At 56.6% G+C, this 14,344-nt stretch carries 20 protein-coding genes and 1 tRNA gene; 5 read left to right on the forward strand and 16 right to left on the reverse strand.

The features are described from left to right. From hisE to ACWB12_RS06585, 4 genes are all read right to left on the reverse strand, one after another. On the reverse strand, positions 1 to 177 hold a 177-nt coding region (gene hisE / locus ACWB12_RS06570; protein ID WP_479529285.1), incomplete at its 3' end, for a phosphoribosyl-ATP diphosphatase. Next, the gene (gene hisF, locus ACWB12_RS06575; RefSeq protein ID WP_479529266.1) at positions 174 to 935 is read right to left on the reverse strand and encodes an imidazole glycerol phosphate synthase subunit HisF; all 762 of its coding nucleotides are present in this window, start codon (positions 933 to 935) and stop codon (positions 174 to 176) included. The genes hisE and hisF, both read right to left, overlap by 4 nt. 7 nt (positions 936 to 942) lie before the next feature. After that, complete coding sequence (locus ACWB12_RS06580) at positions 943 to 1,173, reverse strand: hypothetical protein (RefSeq protein WP_479529267.1); 231 nt, start codon at positions 1,171 to 1,173, stop codon at positions 943 to 945. A 42-nt stretch (positions 1,174 to 1,215) separates the two neighbouring features. Further along, entirely contained in the window at positions 1,216 to 2,253 is a 1,038-nt protein-coding gene (locus ACWB12_RS06585; protein ID WP_479529268.1) for an agmatine deiminase family protein, read from the reverse strand. 212 nt (positions 2,254 to 2,465) lie between these two features. Between ACWB12_RS06585 and ACWB12_RS06590 the strand changes: the two genes are divergently transcribed. Next, a complete protein-coding gene (locus ACWB12_RS06590) occupies positions 2,466 to 2,909 on the forward strand; it encodes a DUF302 domain-containing protein (protein WP_479529269.1) in 444 nt (147 codons plus the stop codon). A gap of 7 nt (positions 2,910 to 2,916) precedes the next feature. On the opposite strand, the gene ACWB12_RS06595 is transcribed toward ACWB12_RS06590, so the two are convergent. From ACWB12_RS06595 to hisA, 4 genes are read right to left on the reverse strand one after another with little or no spacing between them, the layout of a single operon-like run. After that, on the reverse strand, positions 2,917 to 3,321 hold the full coding sequence (locus tag ACWB12_RS06595; protein ID WP_479529270.1) for a hypothetical protein: 405 nt from the start codon (positions 3,319 to 3,321) through the stop codon (positions 2,917 to 2,919). Between the two features lie 56 nt (positions 3,322 to 3,377). Further along, positions 3,378 to 3,806, reverse strand: coding sequence for a YqaA family protein (locus tag ACWB12_RS06600; RefSeq protein WP_479529271.1), 429 nt, complete (start codon positions 3,804 to 3,806; stop codon positions 3,378 to 3,380). 28 nt (positions 3,807 to 3,834) lie between these two features. Further along, positions 3,835 to 4,278, reverse strand: coding sequence for a DUF2867 domain-containing protein (locus ACWB12_RS06605; RefSeq protein ID WP_479529272.1), 444 nt, complete (start codon positions 4,276 to 4,278; stop codon positions 3,835 to 3,837). A 3-nt stretch (positions 4,279 to 4,281) separates the two neighbouring features. After that, on the reverse strand, positions 4,282 to 5,004 hold the full coding sequence (hisA, locus tag ACWB12_RS06610; RefSeq protein WP_479529273.1) for a 1-(5-phosphoribosyl)-5-[(5-phosphoribosylamino)methylideneamino]imidazole-4-carboxamide isomerase: 723 nt from the start codon (positions 5,002 to 5,004) through the stop codon (positions 4,282 to 4,284). A gap of 146 nt (positions 5,005 to 5,150) precedes the next feature. Between hisA and ACWB12_RS06615 the strand changes: the two genes are divergently transcribed. Further along, a complete protein-coding gene (locus tag ACWB12_RS06615) occupies positions 5,151 to 5,543 on the forward strand; it encodes a DUF2147 domain-containing protein (protein ID WP_479529274.1) in 393 nt (130 codons plus the stop codon). A 166-nt stretch (positions 5,544 to 5,709) separates the two neighbouring features. Then, positions 5,710 to 6,120 (forward strand): DUF2147 domain-containing protein, encoded by a 411-nt coding sequence (locus tag ACWB12_RS06620; protein WP_479529275.1) that lies wholly within the window; start codon positions 5,710 to 5,712, stop codon positions 6,118 to 6,120. A gap of 1 nt (position 6,121) precedes the next feature. On the opposite strand, the gene hisH is transcribed toward ACWB12_RS06620, so the two are convergent. Beyond that, complete coding sequence (hisH, locus tag ACWB12_RS06625; protein ID WP_479529276.1) at positions 6,122 to 6,760, reverse strand: imidazole glycerol phosphate synthase subunit HisH; 639 nt, start codon at positions 6,758 to 6,760, stop codon at positions 6,122 to 6,124. Beyond that, complete coding sequence (hisB, locus tag ACWB12_RS06630; RefSeq protein ID WP_479529277.1) at positions 6,761 to 7,348, reverse strand: imidazoleglycerol-phosphate dehydratase HisB; 588 nt, start codon at positions 7,346 to 7,348, stop codon at positions 6,761 to 6,763. Positions 7,349 to 7,481: 133 nt separating this feature from the next. Here hisB and ACWB12_RS06635 point away from each other — a divergent pair, with 133 nt between their 5' ends. Continuing rightward, positions 7,482 to 7,721, forward strand: coding sequence for an Lrp/AsnC ligand binding domain-containing protein (locus tag ACWB12_RS06635; RefSeq protein WP_479529278.1), 240 nt, complete (start codon positions 7,482 to 7,484; stop codon positions 7,719 to 7,721). Positions 7,722 to 7,774: 53 nt separating this feature from the next. On the opposite strand, the gene ACWB12_RS06640 is transcribed toward ACWB12_RS06635, so the two are convergent. Together ACWB12_RS06640 and ACWB12_RS06645 are read right to left on the reverse strand one after the other, a co-directional pair. Continuing rightward, positions 7,775 to 7,849 (reverse strand) — tRNA-Gly (locus tag ACWB12_RS06640). Positions 7,850 to 7,929: 80 nt separating this feature from the next. Then, positions 7,930 to 8,544: a TetR/AcrR family transcriptional regulator gene (locus ACWB12_RS06645; RefSeq protein ID WP_479529279.1), complete on the reverse strand. Its 615-nt coding sequence runs from the start codon at positions 8,542 to 8,544 to the stop codon at positions 7,930 to 7,932. Between the two features lie 81 nt (positions 8,545 to 8,625). Between ACWB12_RS06645 and ACWB12_RS06650 the strand changes: the two genes are divergently transcribed. Next, a complete protein-coding gene (locus ACWB12_RS06650) occupies positions 8,626 to 9,216 on the forward strand; it encodes a DUF2306 domain-containing protein (RefSeq protein WP_479529280.1) in 591 nt (196 codons plus the stop codon). On the opposite strand, the gene ACWB12_RS06655 is transcribed toward ACWB12_RS06650, so the two are convergent. The 4 genes from ACWB12_RS06655 to ACWB12_RS06670 form a co-directional block, all read right to left on the reverse strand. Continuing rightward, positions 9,213 to 9,602: an MAPEG family protein gene (locus ACWB12_RS06655; RefSeq protein WP_479529281.1), complete on the reverse strand. Its 390-nt coding sequence runs from the start codon at positions 9,600 to 9,602 to the stop codon at positions 9,213 to 9,215. The two genes, ACWB12_RS06650 and ACWB12_RS06655, sit on opposite strands and share 4 nt — an antisense overlap. 135 nt (positions 9,603 to 9,737) lie before the next feature. Then, positions 9,738 to 10,256, reverse strand: coding sequence for a YegJ family protein (locus ACWB12_RS06660; RefSeq protein WP_479529282.1), 519 nt, complete (start codon positions 10,254 to 10,256; stop codon positions 9,738 to 9,740). After that, the gene (locus tag ACWB12_RS06665; protein WP_479529283.1) at positions 10,253 to 13,696 is read right to left on the reverse strand and encodes a pyruvate carboxylase; all 3,444 of its coding nucleotides are present in this window, start codon (positions 13,694 to 13,696) and stop codon (positions 10,253 to 10,255) included. The genes ACWB12_RS06660 and ACWB12_RS06665 overlap by 4 nt, the downstream gene beginning before the upstream one ends. Before the next feature lie 81 nt (positions 13,697 to 13,777). After that, positions 13,778 to 14,344 (reverse strand): alpha-hydroxy acid oxidase (locus tag ACWB12_RS06670; RefSeq protein WP_479529284.1); only part of this gene is annotated, 567 nt, incomplete at its 5' end.

Here is a 14,344-nt window from a genome sequence, read left to right on the forward strand (position 1 = left end):
GGTCAGGGCCGCGCGGTCGCCTTTGACGGCTTCGATGATCGCCTCAACCGCCTCTTCGCCGAACTTCTCGGCGCATTTCTCCGGCCCTTTGGCCAGCAATTTCGCCGTCCAAGACGTGTCAGGGTCAGCCCCTTTGCGCCCCTCAATGGTGGCGGCCAGTTGTTCTAATACATTCATGTCAGCCTCATCGGGATGCCCGCGTTCGCCATGTGTTGTTTGGCCTCATTAATCGTGTAGGTGCCAAAATGGAAAATGCTAGCGGCCAGCACGGCCGAGGCATGGCCCTCGGTCACACCCTCAACCAGATGGTCCAACGTGCCGACCCCGCCGGAGGCAATCACCGGCACCGGCACCGCGTCCGAAATGGCGCGGGTCAGCGGCAGGTTGAACCCCTGTTTGGTGCCGTCGCGGTCCATGCTGGTCAGCAGGATTTCACCGGCCCCTTTGGAGACCACCAATTTGGCGAACTCCACTGCATCAATGCCCGTCGCCTCGCGCCCGCCGTGGGTGAATATTTCCCATTTTCCGGGCGATACGGTTTTCGCGTCAATCGCCACCACGATGCATTGCGACCCGAAATGATTGGCCGCATCCGCAATCACATCTGGGTTGGCCACTGCGGCCGAATTGAACGATACCTTATCGGCCCCCGCCAGCAGCAGTGCCCGCACATCATCGGAATTGCGCACCCCGCCACCGATGGTCAGCGGCATGAAGCAATGTTCGGCGGTGCGGGTGGCCAGATCAAACATAGTGCCGCGGTTTTCCACCGTGGCTTTGATATCCAGAAAGCACAGCTCGTCCGCCCCCGCCGTATCATAGGCTTTGGCAGCATCGACCGGATCACCGGCATCAACCAGATCAACGAAATTCACACCTTTGACCACGCGGCCATCGGCGACATCAAGGCAGGGGATAATACGGGTTTTCAACATAGCCTTGTCATAAAAGGCTTGCACGGCTGACACAATGGTCGAACAAGCGGCACTGCTTTATTTGCGGCGTTTGAAGATAATGTTTGAAGATAATAAAGGCCACAACAACAATCACTAAAACAACCACGACACCGACACCGATGATGTCATCACCAAAGCCATAGCTATAGCCTCCGGTTGCTTCGGCTGTGGCAATGAATGGGAAGAAAACGAAAAGTAGCGAAAGAAAAAATTTCACGATGTATACTCCGGTTGCGATGCACTAAAGGGTAGCGGATTGTTAAATGGTGTCAACAGGGGCCGGTTCCTGTTGGGTGATGCAATGAATGCCGCCACCGCCGATGGCGATTGTGGGGATAGGCACTTGAATGATGCGCCGGTTCGGGAATAAATCCTGATATATTTCATGCACTTCACCATCTGTCTTAATCCCGTATTTCGGCATGATGACCGCGCCATTGCATATGTAGGAATTGATGTAGGACAGACAAAACATATCTTCATATCCACACGTGTCCGCCCCCGTTGCATCCGGCATTGTGATCAGTTTGATCGGGCGGCCCATCGCATCGGTTTGCTCCTCCATTGCGGCGATATTGGCAGCGTTGATGTGGTGCCAGTCGTGGTCCTTGGGCCCCGCCGCCTCGATCAGAACCACGCCCGCAGCCACAAAGGCGGCGATCCCGTCAACATGGCCGTCGGTTTCGGTTTCCAGCACGTTGCCGGGCAGCCAGATCACCTTGTTGCCGCCCAGCATATCCTTCAATTCCTGTTCAATCCGTGCGCGGCTCCAGTCCGGATTGCGGTTCGGGTTGGGAAAACAGCTGTCTGTGGTCAGGATGGTGCCTTGGCCATCGACGCTGATGCCACCGCCTTCGGCAATCAGGTCTGAGCAGAACATCGGCACATCTGCCGCGTCCAAAATCGCCTGCGCCGCGCTGTTATCGCCGTCAAACGGGGTGTATTTCCCGCCCCACGCGTTAAATTCAAAGGATACCCCCGCACGCGCGCCTTTATCGTTGGTCACAAAACACGGCCCCGCATCCCGCGCCCAGCTGTCATTGACCGGATGCTCTAGCGTATCAATATCACTCCCCAGCATCGCCTGCGCCTCGGCACGGTTTTCTGGCTGCACCAGCATCGTCAGCGGTTCAAAATCGCGAATGGCATGGGCGACGGCCACATAGTTCTTGCAGGTCGCGGTCATGTCATCCCAGACCTCGTCCCGGGTGGGCCACATCATCCATGTGCGCGCGTGCGGGCCCCATTCTGCGGGCATTCTGTATCCGGCTTGTTTTGGTGTGTCGGGCTGGTTCATTGCTGGCTCCTGCGAAAGGAATACCTATGTATTACGCGTCGAAATGGTTTTCGCAATGGATTTGAGATATGCGCCGCTTGACCCGTATCAGGGACCGGAACCAGCAGAGTTTCGCCCAGATCACCAGACTGTGATCCGTTCTGTTTTGACAAGGAGAACGGGGTGGGCGAATGTCATACATTCGCGCGAACCCAAACACATCGGAGCACTTTATGAAAACGTTTTTCCTCGCCGCTGGCCTGTCAGCGATTGCCACATTTGCCAACGCTGAAATGATCAAAGTCGCCAGCCCCTATTCTGTCGATGAAAGCCTGAACCGTCTAACGAGCGTTGTCGAGGGCGCAGGGGCCAAGGTGTTCGCCCGTGTCGAGCATGCCAAGGGTGCTGCAATGATCAACGAGGAACTGGCCCCGATGGCGTTGCTGATCTTTGGCAAGCCCGAGGTCGGCACACCCGCAATGCAGATGAACCCGCTGGCTGGTGTCGCGCTGCCCGCCCGTGTGCTGGCCTATCAGGATGGTGACGGCAAAGTGTGGCTCGCCTATGAAAACCCCGCCGACATGCTGGCGGATTTCGACATTCCGGCAGATGCGCCGATCGTGATGAAGCTGACCAAGGTGCTGGGCGCGCTGACGGGGCAGGCCGTGGCCGAGTAATAGTTATTTATCCCGCCGCATCTTCGGTCAGTGAAGTTCGGTATTTGCGGCGGGTTATGAATTCGATCACCCCCAACAAAAGCAACGCGGGCAGACCGGCTGCAACCAGATATATTGCCCCAAGAAACCAAATATCATGCATCATGCTGCCTATTACGTCCGACAGGCTGGTGCAACTTGCTTGAGCGAGTAAACCGCCATGACATCCGCCCATTTCATAGATCAGCCAACTGGAAAAAATCAGTACTGCCTCTAGGGTAATAATGCTGACGGCCATTGCGATGATCCGATTGCGAAAGAATAATAGTTTTCTCGCATTGTACTGAGGCAGCCTGGTGACAAAGGCCCAGACCACAAAGATGATCAATGGCAGGCAGGCAGTTATTGCTAAAAGATATCCGGTATTGGTCATTTGGATATTCCTTTCATCCTCTAATTCCATTTGAAATATTTCAAAGGTCAAGCGTGCTAGGTAAATACCCCAACCCCCCCCAACACCACCATATACCGCAGGGTTTTCGAGATCGTGACCAGCAACAGGAACCGCGCGAAATTCATTCGCATCACTCCTGCGGTTACGGTGATCGGATCGCCGATGATCGGAACCCACGCCAACAACACCGCCCATTGGCCCAAATGCGCGAACCAGCCCTGCGCTTTGTTCAGCGCATCAGGCGAGGCGGGGAACCATTTACGGTTCTGATAATGCAGGGCAAGGTGGCCCAAGCCGTAGTTCAACACCGACCCAAGGATATTACCCGCACTGGCCACCAGTAGCAGGGTCAGGGTGGAATGTTCCGACAGGGATGCCATCGCCACCAGTGCCACTTCGGACCCGCCAGGCAGTAGGGTCGCGGCAGAGAAGGCCAGCAGGAACAGGGCTGTGAGGGCGCTCATCTTGCATACCTTGAGCAACGGATGCCCATTAATCTATCCGCCCAATGGCATTGCGCATTATCAATACGTGGAATGGCATAATCATTGCCAGATAGATGCGCCCCAGCCGGTTGTGCCGTCGTACCGATGTTGCCCCATATGCGTGGCTGCCATCGGTCAGGATAGAGATGCGAAAATCCAGATGCTTGTCATCAAACCCCAAGATGATCTCGGCATCATTGCGCTTCACGATGGGGAAAAACCCGATGGTTTCACCTTGGCCCAGATCGGTTCGTAACCCGAATGGCGTGACCACGATGTTGCGGATTTTCATGAGCCATGTAACCCAGAAGGGGAAATCCATTGCTTGCTCGGCGGCTTGATCCACACCAACAGATGTTGTGCATCTGTAGCAATCCAGAAAGTCATCGGGCTGTTTGATCGTATGTAACATGCTTTGAGGCGGCAAACTGGCCTTGATAACATTAGACACAGATCATCCTTTCAACAACGCCAATGCAGCACCCAGATCAATCGCCCCGTCATACAATGCTCGCCCTGAAATGGCACCATTCAAAGCCGCCCCGCAATCGCGCAGCGCCTCAAGGTCTGCCATTGAACTGACCCCGCCCGAAGCAATCACCGGAATGTCCACCGCATTGGCCAGCGCGGCTGTCGCCTCCACGTTCGGTCCCTGCATCGCGCCGTCGCGGTTGATGTCGGTGTAGATGATCGCGGCCACGCCTGCGTCCTCGAATGAGCGCGCCAGATCGGTGACCATCACGTCGGTTTCTGTCGCCCAACCCTTGGTTGCAACACGGCCATCGCGCGCATCAATGCCCACGGCGACCTTGCCGGGGAACGCTTTTGCCGCCTGCCGCACCAGATCGGGGTTTTCCACCGCCACAGTGCCCAGAATTATCCGCGCGATGCCGCGCTCGACCCAACGCTCGATCGTGGCCATATCGCGGATGCCGCCGCCCAGTTGCGCGGGCACATCGGTTGCCGCCAGAATTGCTTCAACAGCGGCCCCGTTCACAGGCTCGCCCGCAAACGCCCCGTTCAGGTCAACCAGATGCAGCCATTCACAGCCCGCATCGACAAAGGCCTGCGCTTGGCTAGCAGGACTGTCATTAAACACGGTGGATTTGGTCATATCGCCCTTGATCAGGCGAACGGCTTGGCCGTCTTTCAGGTCAATCGCGGGGTATAGGATCATAATTTAGGGCCTTGTCTGGATCATTCATCCGCTGTTTTGCACGAAGCGCGGCCAAATGCAAAGCGATCAAACGACCCAACGTTAGGCTTGCCAGATTGGGGCAGTCTGGGCAGAGTGGATGCAATAATCCATGGGAGGAAACCAAAATGAAGAAACTAGGACTTATTTTCGCGTTTATATTCGCACTGGCGGCGCCGACGTTTGCCGATCCGGTCGAAGGTTTGTGGAAAACAGCAAAGGACGACAACGGTAACTTTGGCCATATCAAGGTATCCGCGTGCGGCGCAAAAATCTGTGGTGTACTGGTAAAATCTTTTGACAGCAGCGGCGCACCGCTTGCGTCGGATAACATTGGTCGTAAAATCATCTGGGGTATGGTTCCCCAAGGTGACGGATATTATAGTGGTGGGAAAGTCTGGGCGCCTGATCGCGATAAAACCTACTCCTCGAAAATGACAATGACCGGAAACAATCTGGCAATCAAAGGCTGTGTCTTTGGAATTTGCCGCAATGGCGGCATTTGGAAACGGATCAAGTGATCGTTTAGCTCTACGGCGTCCACGTCAGAAAGTTCAGAATGAGCCAGTGCCTGCGGGCGCTGGCTTTTTTCGTGGCGTTTTGAACGATTACGTGTATTTTATAAGCATTATTACAACACAAGATTTTTGGGCCAGTTTATGGCCGCGCCATTTGAAAGAAGATGAAATGATACGCATTATATCTGCCAAGCTCCTGATCAATGGGGCCCTTCTCGCATTGGTGCTGGCGGCCGCACCGGCCTCGGCACAGGCCATATTGGGCACATGGTTGTCCCCGCCCGATGGCAAAAAACAAACCGGCCATGTGGTGGTGAGCAGATGCGGGGCGGCCTTTTGCGGCAAACTGGTGCGCACTTATGATCGAAACGGGGCGCCGATTATCACAAAAAATACGGGTAAAATTCTGTTCTGGAATCTGGTCGAGGTCAGCACCGAAACCTACCGGAACGGCCGCGTTTTTGTGCCGATTATGAACCTGACCGCCAAGGCCGCAATAGATGTGGTCGGGGACAGGTTAATGATCCGCGGCTGCAAGGGGCCGATTTGCAAAAAACAGACATGGACCCGTGTGGATTAGCCTAGGGCGCCCACGTTAGGAAATTTGAAATCATCCGCAGTCCCGCGCTCTGGCTTTTTTCCGGATGGAACTGCATGCCCAGCATGTTGTCGCGCCCAATGATCGCGGTGATATCGCTGCCATAGTCCACATGCGCAATGCGGTCCGCAGGGTTGGCCACTTCAAACTTGTAACTGTGCACGAAATAGGCGTGGTCGCCAGTTTCCACGCCATCCAGAACCGCGTGGCGACGGTCCAGAACCAGATCGTTCCAGCCCATATGCGGCACCTTCAGCGACTTGTCTGATGGCGTAATTTTCACAATCTCGCCACCGATCCAGTCAAAGCCGCGCGTATCTTCGTATTCGCGCCCCCAAGTAGCCATCATCTGCATGCCGACACAAATACCCAGAAACGGGCGGCCCTTGTCGATCACCATCTCGCGGGTGGCTTCAAACAGGCCGCTGTGGTCAAACAGCGCCGCTTTGCACGCTGGAAATGCGCCATCCCCGGGTAGAACAATTCGGTCAGCCCGCAGCACATCTTCGGGGTTCGAGGTGACAATCACCTCGCCTGCATCCGCCTCAACCGCCATGCGCTGAAACGCCTTTTCAGCCGAATGCAGATTACCGGACTCATAGTCGATTAAAACGGTGAGCACTTACAGTGCCCCCTTGGTCGACGGGATCGCGTCCGATTTGCGTGGATCAGTCTCCAGCGCAATGCGCAACGCCCGCGCCACCGCCTTGAAGGCCGCCTCGGCGACGTGGTGGCTGTTAAAGCCGTGGATCTGGTCGATGTGCAGGGTGATGCCGCCGTGCGTTGCCAGCGCCTGAAAAAATTCACGCACCAGTTCAGTGTCAAACGTGCCGATTTTGGCCGTTGGCATATCAACATTCCACACCAGATAGGGCCGTGCCGACAGGTCCAGCGCACACCGCACTTGGGCATCATCCATCGGCAAATGGCATTCGCCATAGCGCCGGATGCCCTTTTTATCGCCCACAGCCGCAACCAAAGCCTGCCCCAGCGCAATGCCGACATCCTCGACCGTGTGGTGGTCGTCAATATGCAGATCACCTGTGGCCCGCACAGTGATATCCACCAGCGAGTGGCGCGACAGCTGGTCCAGCATATGGTCAAAGAACCCGACGCCCGTTTTATTGTCATAGATGCCGGTGCCATCAAGGTTCACCTGAACCGTGATATCGGTCTCTGCCGTTTTTCGCGTGATCGTCGCTGTGCGCATGACCGCCTCCGCATGGTTGTTCGCGCCTTCTATAGGCGGGGTGGGGGGTGAATCCAAGCCATGCGCAATGGTTCTTGTGGCGGGTGCGGTTTTCGTGCCAAGTTTGGGCCAAACCAGATAATCGGAGATCCCCATGTCCACCTGTGTATTCGTCCAGCTGCGCTGTCGCCCTGGCAAAACCTATAAGGTCGCGCAACAGATTATTGCCCGTGAAATCCATTCCGAACTGTATTCGACATCGGGTGATTATGATTTGATGATGAAGATGTATATTCCGGCGGATCAGGACGTGGGCAAATACATCAGCGACAACCTGCTGGATATCAAGGGCATCAAACGGTCGCTGACCACACTGACATTCAAGGCATTTTAACGGGAAAACGACAAACGGCGCAGCCAGAAGGCTACGCCGTTTTGTGGTCCATTTGGAGCGGGCGAAGAGATTCGAACTCTCGACCCTAACCTTGGTAAGGTTATGCTCTACCCCTGAGCTACGCCCGCATACCAAATGGTCTGGCGATATATAGCGCTGGTTTGTCGGACCGCAAGGGTTAAATGGCGCTGATATGAAAAATATCCGGCTAGGCGGTGTCCGCGGATTTCAATTGCAGCTTTGGCAGGATTTGCGAGAAATCGGGAATGGTTTGTGGTGGGGCCGGATTTTTCGGAGGGTCACAAAACAGCATGGCGTAGCCATGAACCAGCGACCAGATCATAATTTCGGTGCCCAGATGATCAGCATTGCCATGCTTGAATGGCGCACAGGCCTCGCGCAGGATTTGATACGAGGCACTTGTTTCGTGTTCCAATTCGGCGCGTGTGGTTTTATCCAGCGTTTCTCGATCTACGTCATGGGGTTGAAACATGAATTTGAACACCGCCGTGTGACAGCGTGAAAAAGCGATATAGCCGTCACAAATCGCGACAAGTTGGGCGTGGGGTGTGTTTGCGGCTTCGGCCCCTGCTTTGCGCATAAAGTCAGAAAACAGGCGGTGTCCACGGGCGACGATGGCGGCTTGCAGGCCGGTTAACCCGTTGAAATGATGGGCCGGTGCAGCATGTGAAACACCGGCACGTTTGGCGCATTTTCGCAACGTCAGGGCGTCTGGCCCGCCTTCTTCCATCAGGTCCAGCCCCGCTGTGATCAGGGCTTCGCGCAGATTGCCATGGTGGTGGGGGCGTTTAGGGTCGGTCATGCGGGCAGGGTAACATGTATCTTGACAGTGTCAATTTCAATACGATAACTTGACAGTGTCAAAATTAAACCGGAGCACCCCGTGACCAAATCCCGAACCCCGATCTTGATAATTGCAACGCTGAGCATCATTGTGGCGCTCATAACCTACCGGTTTGTGTTCCTGAAGCTGACCCTATCGTTTCCCGATATGCTGGGGCATCTGGATCAGCGCTGGCTGGCCTTCGTGCTGCATATATCCGCATCCCCCATAGCGCTGGCACTGGGGGCGATGCAGTTTTTCCCACGTCTGCGGGCACGCAGGCCTACCTTGCATCGCTGGACGGGCCGGATTTACGCCAGTGCCATTCTGGTTGGCGGCCTGTCAGGGTCGGTCATTGCGCTGGGGGCCAAGGGGGGAATTGTGGTCAGCCTAGGCTTTGGCATCCTATCGATCCTGTGGATCGGTGTCACGGCCAATGCTGTGCGTCTGGCGATGGTGGGCCAGATTGCCAACCACCACCGCTGGATGATCCGCTCATTCGCGTTAACCTTCGCGGCAGTGACCTTGCGGCTGTATTTGCTGGGGTTCATGGCAGCAGGGTTTGAATACACCCAAGCCTCGCTATACCTTGCGTGGATGTGTTGGATACCTAACATCCTGTTTGCCGAATGGTATATCAGGCGGTCCTAAAACAACGCGTGGCCAATATTGGCGATGGCGGTGAAGGTGATCATCGCCAGTGTCAGCATCATTCCATACACACGGGTCGGCAGGTTTTGTGGTGATTGGCTGAGGCCCCATGCGTGAATAATACGTCCGGCCACCAGCATCACGCCCAACAGGTGCACCACCCAGATAGGGGCGCCTTGCAGCTCGGCCATTGCCAGTAATATCAACGCCAGCGGCGCATATTCAGCGCAATTGGCTTGCGCACGGATGCGGTAGGCCATGGCAGGGTTGTCGCCATCCCCGAGCGATATCTTGTCGCTGCGGCGCACGGTGATCACGCGGTAGCTGAGAAAGACAAAAAGCAAAGCGATGAGGCCAGCGTAGAGCGGGGTGATTGAGATCATCATTCGCGGTTCTCCTGTTGCATTGCCAGCATCCCCCAAGGGGGGCGGGTTGTCAAAATGAAAAGGCGCGGCTTTCGCCCCGCCTTTGCTTTATTCTGATTGGCGCATGTCGGGAGGCAGGTGCATTATCACCGGACCCTAGAGAGGTTTCCACCTGTCGGGAACGGGATGATCCGACAGCAGATCAAGGATTGGTTTTGCCTGATTTTGCGGCATTGTTTTGAGCAATACACGGGTGGTATAATGGCCAAACAACCTGCCATCAGCATCAAAATACCCCCAGTCGCGGATTTGATGTGCGGTAAAGCGCACTTTGCTGCCAATACGTTTGTCAGGCATGTGGTTAGGCTCGTTTGCCAGATAACCGATATAGCGCCCTTCGGTGTTGCGGGAAAAACCTGATACCCAGATTATTTCTTCACCATAGTCAGCCGCATCGACCTGAAACGCAATTTTCAGCGTGGTATCTGTTTGGGACACGCCCTTTGCATCCAGCACATTTGCCAGAAAAACCCCCAATGTGTCCCGCGCCTGTTGGATCGCTGAGTTCATCGCCGGATCATCCGGCGCGAAAGTTATAACGGGGTCGCCTGCATGGCTGGCCAAGGGGGCCGACAGTAATACACCAACCAATAGCAGACGTATCAGGCTTCTCACGGCTCCAGTTCCACCAGCAAATCCTTTGCGTCAATCTGCCCGCCCGCATGCACATGCACGGCTTTCACCACCGCGTCGCGGTCGGCGTGGATGCCGGTTTCCATTGTCATTGCCTCGATGGTCAGCAGCAGGTCGCCCTCGTGCACCTCTTGACCTGCGGTCACCGCCACGGTTGCCACCACGCCGGGCATCGGGCCACCGATGTGGTTTGTATTGCCTTCCTCAGCCTTAGGGCGCTGGGCGGTTTGCGATTTGATTAGGCGATTGGGCACGCGGATGGTGCGGGGTTGGCCGTTCAGCTCGAAGAACACTTTGACGTCGCCATCCTCGTTGGTTTCACCCACCGCTTGCAGCCGGATTTCCAGCGTTTTGCCGGGGTCGATTTCGGCGGTGATTTCCTCGCCCGCATCCATACCATAGAAAAATGCGCGGGTCGGCAGGGTGCGCACGGGGCCGTATTGACGGTGGCGGCCCATGTAATCCAGAAACACCTTGGGATACATCAGGTAGCCGTTCATATCCTCGTCATCGATTTTAAAGCCGCCGAGTTCTTTGGACAGATCGCTGCGGGTTGCTTCCAGATCAACCGCTTTCAAATGTGCGCCGGGGCGCGAAGTGTCAGGTTTGTCGCCCTTTAGCACCTTATCAATGAACGGTTTTGGAAACCCGCCCGGGGGCTGGCCCAGATTGCCGCGCATCATGTCGATCACGCTGTCAGGGAAGGACACATCATGGGCGGGGTCCTCAACTTGTGCGCGGGTCAGACCTTGGGACACCATCATCAGCGCCATATCGCCCACGACTTTGGAGGATGGCGTGACCTTCACAATATCACCAAACATCTGGTTCACATCCGCATAGGTTTGCGCCACCTCGTGCCAGCGTTCCTCTAACCCCAAAGACCGTGCCTGCGCTTTCAGATTGGTGAACTGCCCACCCGGCATTTCGTGCAGGTAAACCTCGCTTGTGGGGGCCGCGAGGCCTGATTCAAACGCCACATACTGGGCACGGACCTGTTCCCAGTAATCCGAGATTTGCCGCACATTGGCGATGTCGATGCCCGTATCGCGCGGGGTGTGGCGCAGGGCCTCAACGATAGACCCCAGACAGGCCTGCGAGGTGCCGCCGGAAAACGCGTCCATCGCCACATCAACGGCGTCAACGCCAGCGTCCGAGGCCGCAAGGATCGTTGCGCCTGCAATACCGGAGGTGTCGTGGGTGTGGAAGTGGATCGGCAGGCCGACCTCTTCTTTCAACGCCTTAACCAGCACTGTGGCCGAGGCCGGTTTCAACAGCCCCGCCATGTCTTTGAGGCCCAGAATATGCGCGCCTGCAGCCTTCAAATCCTTGCCCATCGCCACATAGTATTTCAGGTCATACTTGGCCCGATCAGGGTTCAGGATGTCGCCAGTGTAGCAAATCGTGCCCTCGCAAACTTTGTTCGCTTTAACCACCGCATCCATCGCTACACGCATGTTTTCAACCCAGTTCAGTGAATCAAACACGCGGAACACGTCAACGCCGCTGGCGGCGGCTTGGCGGACAAACTCCTGCACCACATTGTCGGGATAATTGGTATAGCCCACCCCGTTACTAGCGCGCAGCAGCATTTGGCTCATCACATTTGGCATGGCACGGCGCAGATCACGCAGGCGTTGCCACGGGCATTCCTGCAAGAAGCGGTAGGCCACATCAAAGGTCGCCCCGCCCCAGCATTCCATGCTGAACAGTTGCGGCATGTTGGCGGCATAGGCGGGGGCCACGCGGATCATGTCGATCGAACGCATGCGGGTGGCCAGCAAGGACTGGTGCCCGTCGCGCATGGTGGTGTCGGTCAGCAGCAGTTGCTTTTGCGCCGCCATCCAGTCAGCCACGGCTTGTGGGCCTTTTTGCTCCAGCAGGGTGCGGGTGCCCGCCACGGGTTCGCCTTGCGGGGTCGGGGGATGCGGGGTTTTTACCTGTGCTGATGGTTCGGGTCGGTCCGTGGTTTCGGGGTGGCCGTTGACGGTGATATCCGCCAGATAGGTCAGGATTTTGGTGGCGCGGTCGCGGCGCTTGGTGAACTTGAACAGCTCCGGCGTGTTGTCGATGAATTTGGTGGTGTAGGTGTTGTCCAGAAACGTCGGGTGTTGCAGCAAGTTTTCAACGAACGCGATGTTGGTCGACACGCCGCGCACACGGAATTCGCGCAAAGCCCGATCCATGCGCGCAATCGCCGCTTCGGGGGTTTGGGCGTGGGCGGTGATTTTCACCAGTAGGCTGTCGTAATACCGCGTAATCACCCCGCCCGCATAAGCGGTGCCGCCATCCAGCCGGATACCCATGCCGGTGGCGGACCGGTAGGCGGTGATGCGGCCATAGTCGGGGATGAAATTGTTTTGCGGATCCTCGGTGGTGATGCGCGATTGCAGGGCGTGACCGTTCAGATGGATGTCGGCTTGGCTGGCTTTGCCCGTTGCCTCGGCCACGGATTTTCCCTCTGTAATCAGGATTTGCGCCTGAACAATGTCGATGCCGGTGACTTCTTCTGTCACAGTGTGCTCGACTTGCACCCGCGGATTGACTTCGATGAAATGGAAGGTGCCGGTGTCCATGTCCATCAGGAATTCGACCGTGCCCGCACATTCATAGCCGACATGCTTGCAAATCCGAACGCCCAGATCACAGATTTCGGTGCGTTGTTCTTCGGTCAGATACGGCGCAGGCGCACGTTCGACCACTTTCTGGTTGCGCCGCTGCACGGAACAGTCGCGCTCAAACAGATGGTAAATCTCGCCGTGGCTGTCGCCCAGAATTTGCACTTCGACGTGACGAGCCCGCTGGATCATCTTTTCCAGATACCCCTCGTCATTGCCAAAGGCGGCAGCCGCCTCGCGTCGCCCCTCCAGCAGTTTTTCTTCCAACTCGTCCTCGGACAGGATGGCGCGCATGCCACGCCCGCCGCCGCCCCAGCTTGCCTTTAGCATCAGGGGGTAGCCCACTTCGGCGGCCTGTGCGCGCACCTTGTCCATGTCATCGCCAAGAACCTCGGTGGCAGGGATCACCGGCACACCGGCCTCGATCGCCACTTTGCGGGCGCTGGCCTTATCCCCAAGCTTGCGCATGGTGGCGGCTTTGGGGCCGATAAAACTGATGCCAGCATCTACGCAGGCATCGACAAAGTCGGGATTTTCCGACAGCAGACCATAGCCCGGATGGATCGCATCGGCGCCCGACATTTTGGCAACCCGAATGATTTCCTCGATAGAAAGGTAGGCGGCGACCGGCCCCATGCCCTCGCCAATCCGGTAAGCCTCGTCCGCCTTGAACCGGTGCAGGCCCAGCTTGTCCTCTTCGGCGAACACCGCCACCGTGCGTTTGCCCATCTCGTTGGCAGCCCGCATGATGCGGATGGCGATCTCGCCGCGATTGGCGATCAGGATTTTGTTGAAATCGGTCATGTCAGCGCCTCTTACCTAATTGGGTTGCGGAACATCTAGCGTGATATGGTCCGCAGGTAAATTCGTATGTTTGGGGTGAGCTTAGGTGGTCCACAGACAATTCGGCACATCTTTCAGGGTTTTCGCGCCAATCTGCCCCATGTTTGATTGCATGTCTTGCGTCAGGATATGCACCACATGCGCGGCACCTTTGGCACCAAATGCGCCAAGGCCGTAATGAAACGCGCGGCCCAGCATGACGAAATCCGCACCAAAGGCGATGGCCCGCAGGATGTCGAGGCCGCCATTGATGCCGGAATCAAAGATTAGCGGGTAATCAGGGCCAACCGCTTTGCGGATTTCGGGAAGGGCAGTGATAGAGGCCGGAGCGCCAGAAAACTGGCGGCCAGCGTGGTTCGAGACCCAGACCGCATCCACGCCCTCGTTTTGCAGGCGCTGGGCATCATCGGGGTTTAACACACCTTTGACCACCAGATCGCCGTCCCACTCGTTGCGTAGATGTTGCAGGTATTCCCAATCGGGCGAGGTGCGCAGCAGGTAGCCGATGTGATCGGTCGAGGACAGGGCCGCGGTGGATTTCTGATAGCTCTCCATCAGGCGCAGACGCGGCATACCGTGTTTCAACGTGCCCATTGCCCATGTCGGGCA

The organism is Profundibacter sp., from assembly GCF_056498605.1.

Coding starts and splice junctions, on each gene's coding strand:
- hisA (WP_479529273.1), bottom strand. CDS start 5,004: ATGATCCTATACCCCGCGATTGACCTGAAAGACGGCCAAGCCGTTCGC.
- ACWB12_RS06635 (WP_479529278.1), top strand. CDS start 7,482: ATGTCCACCTGTGTATTCGTCCAGCTGCGCTGTCGCCCTGGCAAAACC.
- ACWB12_RS06665 (WP_479529283.1), bottom strand. CDS start 13,696: ATGACCGATTTCAACAAAATCCTGATCGCCAATCGCGGCGAGATCGCC.
- ACWB12_RS06620 (WP_479529275.1), top strand. CDS start 5,710: ATGATACGCATTATATCTGCCAAGCTCCTGATCAATGGGGCCCTTCTC.
- ACWB12_RS06590 (WP_479529269.1), top strand. CDS start 2,466: ATGAAAACGTTTTTCCTCGCCGCTGGCCTGTCAGCGATTGCCACATTT.
- ACWB12_RS06595 (WP_479529270.1), bottom strand. CDS start 3,321: ATGACCAATACCGGATATCTTTTAGCAATAACTGCCTGCCTGCCATTG.
- hisF (WP_479529266.1), bottom strand. CDS start 935: ATGTTGAAAACCCGTATTATCCCCTGCCTTGATGTCGCCGATGGCCGC.
- ACWB12_RS06600 (WP_479529271.1), bottom strand. CDS start 3,806: ATGAGCGCCCTCACAGCCCTGTTCCTGCTGGCCTTCTCTGCCGCGACC.
- hisB (WP_479529277.1), bottom strand. CDS start 7,348: ATGCGCACAGCGACGATCACGCGAAAAACGGCAGAGACCGATATCACG.
- ACWB12_RS06645 (WP_479529279.1), bottom strand. CDS start 8,544: ATGACCGACCCTAAACGCCCCCACCACCATGGCAATCTGCGCGAAGCC.
- ACWB12_RS06655 (WP_479529281.1), bottom strand. CDS start 9,602: ATGATGATCTCAATCACCCCGCTCTACGCTGGCCTCATCGCTTTGCTT.
- ACWB12_RS06585 (WP_479529268.1), bottom strand. CDS start 2,253: ATGAACCAGCCCGACACACCAAAACAAGCCGGATACAGAATGCCCGCA.
- ACWB12_RS06615 (WP_479529274.1), top strand. CDS start 5,151: ATGAAGAAACTAGGACTTATTTTCGCGTTTATATTCGCACTGGCGGCG.